The organism is Sphingomonas sp. (assembly GCF_036387595.1).
Lineage (GTDB): Bacteria > Pseudomonadota > Alphaproteobacteria > Sphingomonadales > Sphingomonadaceae > Sphingomonas.
On the sequence record NZ_DASVTL010000034.1, the window covers coordinates 1 to 11,009 of the forward strand.

The 11,009-nt window shown below is 68.0% G+C and carries 8 protein-coding genes; 7 read left to right on the top strand and 1 reads right to left on the bottom strand.

Translation table 11 applies throughout. From position 1 onward, the window contains the following. From VF643_RS03055 to VF643_RS03070, 4 genes are all read left to right on the top strand, one after another. Nucleotides 1-1,369: tryptophan halogenase family protein (locus VF643_RS03055; protein WP_331041898.1), on the top strand; the 1,369-nt coding region annotated here is incomplete at its 5' end. Next, a complete protein-coding gene (locus VF643_RS03060; protein ID WP_331041899.1) occupies nucleotides 1,366-2,973 on the top strand; it encodes a tryptophan halogenase family protein in 1,608 nt (535 codons plus the stop codon). The genes VF643_RS03055 and VF643_RS03060, both read left to right, overlap by 4 nt. Next, on the top strand, nucleotides 2,970-4,502 hold the full coding sequence (locus tag VF643_RS03065; RefSeq protein WP_331041900.1) for a tryptophan halogenase family protein: 1,533 nt from the start codon (nucleotides 2,970-2,972) through the stop codon (nucleotides 4,500-4,502). The genes VF643_RS03060 and VF643_RS03065 overlap by 4 nt, the downstream gene beginning before the upstream one ends. After that, on the top strand, nucleotides 4,499-5,524 hold the full coding sequence (locus VF643_RS03070; protein ID WP_331041901.1) for a cupin-like domain-containing protein: 1,026 nt from the start codon (nucleotides 4,499-4,501) through the stop codon (nucleotides 5,522-5,524). The genes VF643_RS03065 and VF643_RS03070 overlap by 4 nt, the downstream gene beginning before the upstream one ends. Here the strand turns inward: VF643_RS03070 and VF643_RS03075 are convergent. Further along, nucleotides 5,521-6,552 carry a cupin-like domain-containing protein gene (locus VF643_RS03075; RefSeq protein ID WP_331041902.1) on the bottom strand — a complete coding sequence of 344 codons (1,032 nt, stop codon included), beginning with the start codon at nucleotides 6,550-6,552 and terminating at the stop codon, nucleotides 5,521-5,523. The two genes, VF643_RS03070 and VF643_RS03075, sit on opposite strands and share 4 nt — an antisense overlap. A 58-nt stretch (nucleotides 6,553-6,610) precedes the next feature. On the opposite strand from VF643_RS03075, the gene VF643_RS03080 reads away from it, so the two are divergent. From VF643_RS03080 to VF643_RS03090, 3 genes are all read left to right on the top strand, one after another. Next, nucleotides 6,611-7,504, top strand: a complete 894-nt coding sequence (locus VF643_RS03080) for a polysaccharide deacetylase family protein (protein ID WP_331041903.1) — start codon at nucleotides 6,611-6,613, stop codon at nucleotides 7,502-7,504. Nucleotides 7,505-7,618: 114 nt separating this feature from the next. After that, the gene (locus VF643_RS03085; RefSeq protein WP_331041904.1) at nucleotides 7,619-9,994 is read left to right on the top strand and encodes a glycoside hydrolase family 3 N-terminal domain-containing protein; all 2,376 of its coding nucleotides are present in this window, start codon (nucleotides 7,619-7,621) and stop codon (nucleotides 9,992-9,994) included. Nucleotides 9,995-10,000: 6 nt separating this feature from the next. Further along, nucleotides 10,001-11,009, top strand: a 1,009-nt coding sequence (locus VF643_RS03090) for a glycoside hydrolase family 5 protein (RefSeq protein ID WP_331041905.1), incomplete at its 3' end; no start/stop codon positions are given.

Here is an 11,009-nt window from a genome sequence, read left to right on the forward strand (position 1 = left end):
GGCACCGGCCCGCGAGGCGCTTGCTGACCGCATCCCCTCCACCTTGCCGTCGATCCTGGGCTTTCACGCCGATCTGGGTTTGCGCGACGAGGATGCGGTGATCCGTACCGGCAGCAGCTTTCGCCTGGGCACGCTGTTCGAAGGCTGGACGAGAGGACGACCCGGCTACGTTCACGCATACGGCGCGCACGGGCGATCGTTCGGTACGACCTCGTTCCACCTCCACTGGATCCGTGCCGCTATCGGGGGCGGAGCGCCGGCGTTCGACATTTTCTCCGCTGCCGCTGCGATGGCGCGCGCCGGGCGTTTCGCGATGCCGACGGACGACGCCGACGCGATCCTCGGCGATTACGAATATGGGCTGCACATCGACCCGGAGCATTATCTGCGGATGATCCGCGCCTTCGCTCTTCACGCCGGAGTCAAGGAGCGCCGAGGGGATCTGGCGGCGGTATCGCTGCGTGAAAATGGGTTCGTCGACGGCCTGGGGCTCGACGACGGGTCGAAGCTGGGGGGCGACCTGTTCGTGGACTGCACCGGCCCCGCGGCGCGGGTGCGCGGGTGCCTGGACGCTGCGTGGGAGGATTGGCGACAGTGGCTGCCCTGCGACCGCCTGCTCACCGGTGAAGCGCCCCCGACATCCGATCCCTCGCCGCTTGACGTCGCGACGGCGCTGCCCTTCGGCTGGCGCTGGACGGCCGCGGGATCGGGCAGCGTTTCGCACGGCGTCGTCTATGCGGCGGCGCACGCCAGCGATGACGAAGCCGCCGGTGCACTCGGCGTCGCGCCAGGCGGCCCGCCGACGACGTTCGCCTCCGGCACGCGTCCGCAAGCCTGGCTGCGCAATTGCGTGGCGATCGGCGATGCCGCCACGGCAATCGAGCCGCTCGAATGGTGCAACCTCCATCTCGCGCACAGCGGCATCGATCGGCTGGTCGCGATGCTGCCCGACCGCGACTGCGCCCCCGTCGAGACCGCCGAGTTCAACCGGCAGGGCGCGGCCGAAGCCGCGCGGGTGCGCGACCTGCTCGCGCTGCATTACCACGCGGCCGACCGGCCGGAACCGCTCTGGCGCGAGGCCGCCAGCGTCGCGCCGCCGCCGACGCTGGCGCATACCCTGACCCAGTTCCGCGAGCGCGGCCGCCTGCCGGTGCATGAGGAAGAAACGTTCGCGCGCGATGGCTGGCTGGCGGTCCTGCTCGGCCAGGGAGTGATCCCCCGCCGCGTCGATCCGCTGGTCGACGCCTTTCCACCCGCGCAGTCGGAACGCGCGATGATCGCCCTGCGCGATGCGATCGCCGCCGCCGTTGAGGCACAACCCACCCACGGCGCCTTCCTGCGCGCAATGACGAGGCAGATCGCCCGATGAACGAACACAGCATCCGCGACGTGGTGATCGTCGGCGGCGGCACGGCGGGATGGATGGCCGCCGCAGCCTTTTCGCGCTTCCTCAACAACGGCTTCACCCGCATCACCCTGGTCGAATCCGAAGAGATCGGCACCGTGGGCGTCGGCGAGGCGACGATCCCGCCGATCATCACCTTCAACCGCATGCTCGGGATAAACGAGAACGATTTCCTGCGCGAGACTGGGGCGACGTTCAAGCTGGGCATCGAGTTCGTCGACTGGGGCGGCAAGGGCGAACGCTATTTTCACCCGTTCGGCTTCCACGGCCGCGACCTGGAGGGCGTTCATTTCCATCAGCTGTACCTGCGCGAGCGGATGCGCCAGGTGATGCCCGATATCTCCGCTTGGTCGATGAGCGCGACCGCGGCGGCAGGCGGACGCTTTGCGCGGCCTTCGGGCGACGCGCAATCGCCAATCCGCGATCTCCTTTATGCCTTCCATTTCGACGCTGGGCTCTATGCGCGTTTCCTTCGCGGCTATGCCGAGCGCGGTGGCGTCCGGCGTCTGGAGGGGCGCATCGTCGACACCGTGCGCGACGACACGAGCGGCTTCGTGCGATCGGTGCGGCTGGCCGATGGTCAGGAGGTGGCGGGTGACCTGTTCATCGATTGCTCGGGCTTCCGCGGCCTGCTGATCGAAGATGCGATGAAGACGGGATATGAGGATTGGTCGCAGTGGCTGCCGTGCGACCGTGCGATCGCGGTGCCGACTGCCTACGCGGGCGACCCCGATCCCTTCACCCGCGCGACCGCGCGGGGCGCCGGGTGGCAATGGCGCATTCCGTTGCAGCACCGGATGGGCAATGGCCTGGTCTATGCGAGCGCATTCCTGGACGACGACGCGGCCGAACGGTTGTTGCTCCACAATCTGGAAGGCGAACCGCTCGCCGATCCGCGCCGGATTTCGTTCACCACCGGGCGCCGCAAGCTGAGCTGGAACGGCAACGTCGTTTCGCTCGGCCTCTCGAGCGGGTTCATCGAACCGCTCGAGTCGACCAGCATCCATTTCATCCAGTCGGGTATCGCAAAGCTGATCGCGCTGTTTCCCGACAAGCGCTTCAACCCCGTCGAGCGCAACGAGTACAACAGGCAGATGCGCGACCTGTATGAGGACGTGCGCGACTTCATCGTGCTGCATTACAAGGCGACGCGGCGCGACGACACGCCGTTCTGGGATCGCTGCCGGACGATGGATGTCCCCGATTCACTTGCCCGCAAGATCGACCTGTTCCGGGCCAAGGGTCGGCTGTTCCGCGACGGGCTGGAACTGTTCGCCACGACCAGCTGGGTATCCGTGTGCCTTGGACAGCATATCGTCCCGCAGGAATACGAACCCGCCGCCGACGCGCTCGACCCCGGCAAAGTGGCGATGGCGCTGGAACAGATGCGGCGCGGCTATCTGGAAACTGCGCAAGCGTTGCCGAGCCACGCCGATTTCCTGCGCCGCTGCGGCCTGGCCCCCTTCGCCCGGCCCGAACTGGCGGCGGCACCGCGGGCGGCGGACCTGCCGACCTTTTCCTTCGCCTCCGAATCGCCTTTCGCCACCGACACGCGGTCGCCGGTATGAGAACCGATGCGATCCGGCGCGTCGTGATCGTCGGCGGCGGCACCGCGGGATGGATGGCCGCGGCCGGTATCGCCCGCGTCGCGGGTGCGCTGCCCGGACTCGAGATCGAACTGGTCGAATCGGACGCGATCGGCACCGTCGGGGTCGGCGAAGCCACGATCCCGCAGATCACGCTGTTCAATGCACTGCTCGGGATCGAGGAAGCCGATTTCGTACGCGAGACCAACGCCACCTATAAACTTGGCATCGAATTCGTCGACTGGACGCGGATCGGCGATCGGTACGTCCATCCGTTCGGCTTCTACGGCGTGGACATGAAGGGGATCGAGTTCCACCACCACTGGCTGAAGGGCAGGACGCTGGGCGACACGACCCCGCTCGACGCCTATTCGCTGGCGATCGCGGCGGGCCTGCGCGGCCGCTTCGCGCACCCCCGGCCCGACCAGCCCAATTCGCCCTTGTCGAAGATGGGCTACGCCTTCCAGTTCGATGCGGCGCTCTACGCCCGCTACCTGCGCCGCCTGGCCGAAAGCTGGGGCGTCCGCCGTACCGAAGGGCGCATCGTCGATGTCGAGCGCGACGCCGAAAGCGGCCATGTCGCAGCGGTGACGCTGCAATCGGGCGCCCGCCTCGCGGGCGACCTGTTCATCGACTGCTCGGGCTTTCGCGGGCTGCTGATCGAGGGCGCGATGGCCGCGGGGTTCGAGGATTGGTCGCATTGGCTGCCGTGCGACCGGGCGCTGGCGGTGCCGTGCGAACTGGGCGGCGACGATCAGCCGCTGACCCGATCGACCGCGCGGGGCGCGGGATGGCAATGGCGCATCCCGCTCCAGCATCGGATCGGCAACGGCTATGTCTATAGCAGCGAACACATTTCCGACGATGAGGCGGCGGCGACGCTGCTCGCCAACCTGGACGGCGCTCCGCTGGGCGATCCCCGGCCGTTGCGATTCCAGGCAGGCCACCGCCGCCGGGCGTGGGCGGGCAACGTCGTCGCGCTGGGGCTGGCGGGCGGTTTTCTCGAACCGCTTGAATCGACGAGTATCCATCTGGTGCAGTCGGGTATCGCGCGGCTGATGACGATGTTCCCGACGCGGCGCTTCGATCAGCCGGAGATCGACCGCTTCAATGCCGAGACGATCCGCGAATACCTCGACATCCGCGACTTTCTGATCCTGCATTACAGCGCCACCGAGCGCGACGACTCCCCCTTCTGGAACCGGTGTCGGACGCTCGAACTGCCCGAGGGGCTCGCGTACAAGATCGCGATGTTCCGTCGCAACGGCCGCATCTTCCGCGAGCATGAGGAACTGTTCACCGAGACGAGCTGGCTGGCGGTCATGGTCGGGCAAGGGGTGAATGCCGCAGGCTATCACCCGGTCGCCGACCTGCTGCCCGATGCCGAGACGCTCGCGCGCCTCCAGCATATCCGCGAGGTGGTGACGCAGACCGCCGATGTCATGCCGCGGCAGATCGACCATCTCCAGCGGATCGGCTGCACCCCGGCGCCACTTAGGCGAGTATCATGACCACGCTGCCGATCCCGGCCCCCGTTCCCGAATATCACGACGTCGACCGTCATCGCTTCGATGTCGAGATCAGGCCCGCCAATCGCCCCGCGATCCTGCGCGGTCTGGGTGCCGATTGGCCGGCAGTGCGTGCTGCGCACGAGAGCGCCGATGCAGTCGTCGCCTATCTCAAGCACTTCAGCCGCCCCGACCCGGTCAATGCGATCGTCGGCGATCCCGGCGTCGACGGCCGCTTCTTCTATACACCCGACCTCAAGGGACTGAACTTCACCCGCGGCACCTCCCCCCTCGATCCATTCCTCGACCGGCTGCTGCGCGATCGCGACGCCGCGCGGCCGTATGCGATGGCGGTCCAGTCGATCCCCGCCCCCGATTTGCTGCCTGGGTTCGCCGCCCGGAATGCAACCGATATCGTCGATGCCGACGTTGTACCGCGGCTGTGGCTGGGCAACGCGATCCGCGTCGCGACGCATTACGACCTGATGGAGAATGTCGGCGTGGTGATCGCGGGCATGCGGCGCTTCACGCTGTTCCCGCCCGATCAGATCGCCAACCTCTATATGGGGCCGCTGGAACTGACCCCGGCGGGCACCCCGATCAGCCTGGTCGATCCGGCCGCCCCCGATCTGGCGCGCTTTCCCCGCTTTGCGCGGGCGATGGACGTGGCGCAGGGTGCGCTGCTCGAACCCGGCGACGCCATCTACATTCCCTTTCACTGGTGGCACGCGGTCGACTCGCTCGCGCCGGTCAACATATTCATGAATTATTGGTGGAACCCGGCGCCTAAGGGGATGGGCAACCCCTATGACACATTGCTCCATGCGCTGTTCGCGCTACGCACGCTGCCCGACGATCAGCGCGCGGTGTGGCGGATGCTGTTCGATCACCTGGTGTTTCGCGCCAACGGCGATCCGGTGGCGCATCTGCCTACCGAGGTTCAGGGCGTGCTCGGCCCGGTCGATGCGGCGCAATTCGAACGGGTGCGTGCGACCCTGCTCCAGAGTCTCGGCCGATCCGACTAGCCGCGCTGGAGCATCCCGATGACGAAGGCGCGGATACGCTCGAACCGGTCGCGGCTCGGCGGTCCCAGCACCGACCGCGCCGAGACGGGCAGGTGATCGGCCGCGGTCGGGGCAGAATCGTCGAACACCAACTGATCGAACCACGCCCGCCATGCCGCACGCTCGCTCGCCGGCCGGTCGCGCACCGCGCCGATCGCATGGACCAGCGCCAGATAGGCATGGCCCGATTCATGCCCCCACCAGTAATTCACCAGCACGTTCAACCGGTCGAACGCTCGGACGTGATGCCACCACAGCGCGGGGATGAAGATCGCATCGCCCGGCCCGAGTTCGGCCACCTGCGCATGCGCCAGCGCCTCGGCAAACCGGGGATAGCGCGCTAGGTCCGGCGCATCGGGATCGACCATCGAACTGGGTGGTCCGGCCATCGTCCGGTCAAGCGGCCCGACGTAGAGATTGCGCAACTGCTCGGGCGGAAACAGCGTGAAGCGCCGACATCCGGCGACGACGCACGCGATGTTCGTCGAGGTATCATAATGCGTCGCCACCCGCGTCGCATTGCCGATCCACAGCCGCGCGGGGGCATCGACGGGCAAGCCCAGCGGATTGGCGCGCTCCCACCCCGGCAGATGATCGGGCGCAGTCGCGCTGTTGGCGTAAAGCGCGTGCGGGCGCTCGACGCCCTCCTCGGCGAAGCGCAACAATTCGGCCAGCAGCGCGCCGAGCGGCACTTGCTGTTTATGGAAGTTGAAGCCCGTCAGGCTCTCGTCGGCGTAGAAAAACCGTCCGTCGATCTCGGGCGGGCCGATCATCACCTCCAGCGGCTTTCCGCCGTCGAAACGCGCAACATATCCGGCCATCGCGCGATTGCCCCCCCCGGCTGCGCAGACCGCTGCCCAGTCCGCCACTTGTCCGCGCAGCACGACGGGGCGGTAACCATCGGCTATCTCGCGCGAGAACGTGTCGGCGTCGACGGCGGCGCGTTCCGGAACACGGCTCTCGGTCGCGGCGGGGTGATCGGCGATCATCGTCTCACCCTAGTGTTTCGGATTGCCGTTCGCCAGCGTTGCGGCCAGGAAGACTCTGATGGCAGCGGGAGGGCGCGGGATGAAGCGGCGACTGATTGGGCTGGCGATGATTTTGGCTGTCGCGGGCGCTCCGGCTGCCGCGCAATCGCGCCCGCAGATCGCGCTGACCTTCGACGACATGCCCGCGCATGGGCCGCTGCCGCCGGGCGAAACCCGGTTGGAGATCGCACGCCGCATCGTCGCCGCCTTGCGGACGCACCGGGCACCGGCGCACGGCTTTCTCAACGGCGGCTTCGGGACGGAGGATCCCGACTCACCCCGCGTGTTGGCGCTGTGGCGCCGGGCAGGTCTGCCGATCGGCAATCACACATGGTCTCACCCGAACCTGGAGGCGAGCACCGTCCCAGACTATCTGGCGGAGGTCGATCGCAACGCGCCGCTGCTGGCAAATGCCGTGCGCTGGTTCCGCTATCCGTTCCTCAGCGAAGGGGCGGATCCCGCCAAGCGCTATGCGGTCCGCGCGGGTCTTCGGGCACGGGGCTACCGCGTGGCGGCGGTGACGATGAGCTTCGGCGATTATGCCTGGAACGATGCCTATGCCCGCTGCGCGGCGCGCGGGGACGACGCCGCGATCGTAGCGTTGGAACGCAGTTTTTTGGACGCGGCGCGCATGCAGGCACTTCGGGCGCGGGCTTTGTCTCGGGAAGCGCTCGGGCGTGACATCCCATACGTTCTGCTGATGCATCTGGGGGCGTTCGACGCGCGGATGTTGTCGAGGCTGCTGACGCTTTACGAGGCGCTCGGCTTCCGCTTTGTAACCTTGGCCCAGGCACAGGCCGATCCCTTCTATCGCGCTGCCAACGACCTGACGCTGCCCGGTCCCTCACCCACGCTGGAGGGGGCGGCGCGCGCGCGAGGCTTGGCAGTGCCCGGGGCGGACGTCTGCGCGTGAAGGCCACGACAGCCGGATCCGGTGCGCCTCCCCATTGACACTGCACGGACGAGCAGTTTGATAGCGCTACCAGAGCAAGGTGCGCCAAGCGCCCGGCTGCGAGAGGAGTCCCCCATGATCGACGTGACCCGCCGGAATATGCTGCGCTGGCTGGGCGCGGCATCCACGCTGGCGCTCCAGCCCGCGGCGTTCGCACGGGCGGCCACCCTCCCCTACAAGGATCCGCGCGCACCGATCGACCTGCGCGTCGCCGACCTGCTCGGGCGGATGACGCTGGAGGAAAAGGTCGCGCAGACGATCTCGCTGTGGGCGACCAAGGCGGACATCATGCGCGACGGCAGCCTCGACTTCGACGCTGCAAAGGCCACGCGCGCTTACCCCGACGGCTTCGGCCAGGTCACGCGCCCGTCGGATCAGCGCGGCAACCCCCAGTTCGGCGCGGTGGTCGGCGGCAGCGCAGCGAAATGGCGCGGATCGGCGGGGACCGTCGCTTTCGTCAACGCGGTACAGCGCTGGGCGATCGAGCGGACGCGCCTGGGTATTCCGGTGCTGTTCCACGAAGAGGCGCTGCACGGCTATATGGCGTCGGGCGCGACGATGTTTCCGCAGGCGATCGGCATGGCGGGCAGCTTCGATCGCGACCTGATGCGCCGCGTGCAGACGGTCGTCGCGCGCGAAGCACGCGCGCACGGCGCAAGGCTGGTGCTGTCGCCCGTCGTCGACATCGCCCGCGATCCGCGCTGGGGCCGGATCGAGGAGACGTATGGCGAAGACCCGTATCTGTGCGCCGAGATGGGCGTGGCAGCGGTCACCGGCCTGCAAGGGCCGGGCGAGACGCTCGCGCCCGGCCACGTCTTCGCGACGCTCAAGCATATGACCGGTCATGGCCAGCCGCAGGCGGGCAACAACATCGGCCCGGCACCGCTGGCAGAGCGCGAATTGCGCGAATTCTTCTTTCCACCGTTCCGCAGCGTCATCGCGCGCACCCACATCGCTGCGGTGATGCCGTCGTACAACGAGATCGATGGCGTCCCCAGCCACGTCAATCGCTGGCTGCTCGGCCGGGTGCTGCGACAGGAATGGGGATTTGAGGGACTGATCGCCAGCGACTATGGCGCGATCGAGGAACTCGCCTCGGTCCACCACATCGTTGCGGACCTGGAAGAATCCGCGCGCCGCGCACTGGCGGCCGGGGTCGACAGCAACCTGCCCGACGGGCTCGCCTATCGCACGCTCACTGCACAAGTCCGCGCGGGCAAGGTGTCGCAGGCCGCGATCGACCGCGCCTGCACGCGGATGCTGCGGCTGAAATTCCGCGCCGGGTTGTTCGAGGATCCCTATGCCGACTCGGGCGCTGCCCGGCTGACCGGCAATGCCGAGGCACGCGCGCTCGCGCTGGAGGCGGCGTGCAAGTCGCTGTGCCTGCTGACCAACGACGGTACCCTGCCGATCGACCGAAGCCGCGCCAGGAAGATCGCGCTGATCGGCCCGAACGCCGCGGTCGCGCGCCTGGGCGGTTATTCGGCCGAGCCGCGCGTCGCGATCAGCCTGGCCGATGGACTGCGCGCGCGCCTGCCCGCCGCTTCTCTCGTCGTCGCGCAGGGCGTTCACATCACCCGGAGCGAGGACCGCGAGGCGGACGAGGTACTGCTCGGCGACCCGGCCACGAACCGCCGCCTGATCGCCGAAGCGGTCGCCGCGGCGCGCGACGCCGACCTGATCGTGCTGGCGATCGGCGACACCGAACAGACGGTGCGCGAAGGCTATGCCGCCAACCATCTCGGCGACCGCACGGACCTGGACCTGACCAGTGACCAGAATGCGCTGTTCGACGCGCTGCATGCGCTGGGCAAGCCAGTGGTGGTCTGCGCGATCAACGGCCGCCCGGCGAGCTGGCCCGCGGTGGTCGCGCGCGCCAATGCGGTGCTCGAATGCTGGTTCCCTGGGCAGGAAGGCGGCACCGCGGTCGCCGATGCGCTGTTCGGCGACGTCAATCCGGGCGCGAAACTGCCGGTCACGGTGGCGCGCCACGTCGGGCAGCTGCCGATATATTACAACGCCAAGCCCAGTGTCGGCCGCGGCTATCTGTTCGACACCGCCGCGCCCCTGTTCCCCTTCGGGCATGGGCTCAGCTACACCAGCTTCACCCTGTCGCCGCCACGCCTGTCCGCCTCGCGGATCGGCACGGCGGGGAGCGTCAGCGTCGAGGTCGACGTGCGCAACACCGGCGCACGGGCAGGCGACGAGGTGGTGCAACTTTACGTGCGCGACGTCGCGTCATCGGTCACTCGCCCGGTCAAGGAACTGAAGGGCTTCGAACGGGTGACGTTGCGCCCGGGCGAGTCCCGCACGGTGACCTTCGCGCTTGCGCCGGACGCTTTCACGATGTGGAACGAAGACATGGAGGAGGTCGTCGAGCCGGGGCAGTTCCACATCATGACCGGCCCGAACTCGGTCGACCTGCAGACCGCTACCCTCGAGATAGGCTGACCGCCGATGCGTTTCTTCACCACCGTCATCGCCACCGCCCTCGCACTGGCCGCCGTTACGGCCTCTGCCCAACCGGCGTCGCCCGCGGGCGACGCCTGGACGACCGCGAAGCGCCTGCACCGCGGCGTCAACATCATCGGCTACGATCCGCTGTGGCGGGATCCGGCCAAGGCGCGGTTCCAGCCGCGCCACTTCGGCGTGATCCGCAAGGGCGGCTTCGACTTCGTCCGCGTGGTCCTCCAGGCGTTCGATCATATGGATGCGCAGAACCGCCTCGACCCCAAATGGCTGGCGACCCTGGACCGCGTCGTCGCGCAGGCGACGGCGGCGGGCCTGTCGGTGATCCTCGACGAGCATGACTTCAACGCATGTTCGGCCAACCCGGACGCCTGCGAACCCAAGCTTGTCGCTTTCTGGCAGCAGATCGGCGAGCGCTATCGCGGTGCGCCCGATACCGTCGTGTTCGAACTGCTCAACGAACCGCACGCGCCGCTCGACGCCGCGCGCTGGAACACGATGCTCAAGCGACTGATCCCGGTCGTGCGCGCGACCAATCCGGGCCGGACGCTGATCGTCGGGCCGTCGCGGTGGAACAACCTGGAGGAACTGCCCACACTCGAACTCCCGGCCGACGACCGCAACATCCTCGTCACCTTCCACTCCTACGAACCCTTCCGCTTCACGCATCAGGGCGCACCTTGGGCGGACAGTGCGAAAGACTTGCGCGACATTCCCTTCACGCCGGCGGACGAAGCGCGGATCGCGCGTGATTTCGACGCCGTCGCCGACTGGTCGAAGGCGAACGGCCGTCCGGTGCTGCTCGGCGAATTCGGCGCCTACGACAAGAGCGGCACGCCGATGGCGGCGCGCGTGCGCTATACCAGCACGGTTCGCCGCGAAGCCGAGAAGCGGGGCTTTCCCTGGGCCTATTGGCAGTTCGACGGCGACTTCATCCTGTACGACCTCGACCATGATCGCTGGGTGACACCGATCCGCGACGCCCTCGTCGGGCGGT

Excerpts from the sequence above, each read along its gene's own strand:
- VF643_RS03060 (WP_331041899.1), top strand. The coding sequence starts at position 1,366 with ATGAACGAACACAGCATCCGCGACGTGGTGATCGTCGGCGGCGGCACG.
- VF643_RS03065 (WP_331041900.1), top strand. The coding sequence starts at position 2,970 with ATGAGAACCGATGCGATCCGGCGCGTCGTGATCGTCGGCGGCGGCACC.
- VF643_RS03070 (WP_331041901.1), top strand. The coding sequence starts at position 4,499 with ATGACCACGCTGCCGATCCCGGCCCCCGTTCCCGAATATCACGACGTC.
- VF643_RS03075 (WP_331041902.1), bottom strand. The coding sequence starts at position 6,552 with ATGATCGCCGATCACCCCGCCGCGACCGAGAGCCGTGTTCCGGAACGC.
- VF643_RS03080 (WP_331041903.1), top strand. The coding sequence starts at position 6,611 with ATGGCAGCGGGAGGGCGCGGGATGAAGCGGCGACTGATTGGGCTGGCG.
- VF643_RS03085 (WP_331041904.1), top strand. The coding sequence starts at position 7,619 with ATGATCGACGTGACCCGCCGGAATATGCTGCGCTGGCTGGGCGCGGCA.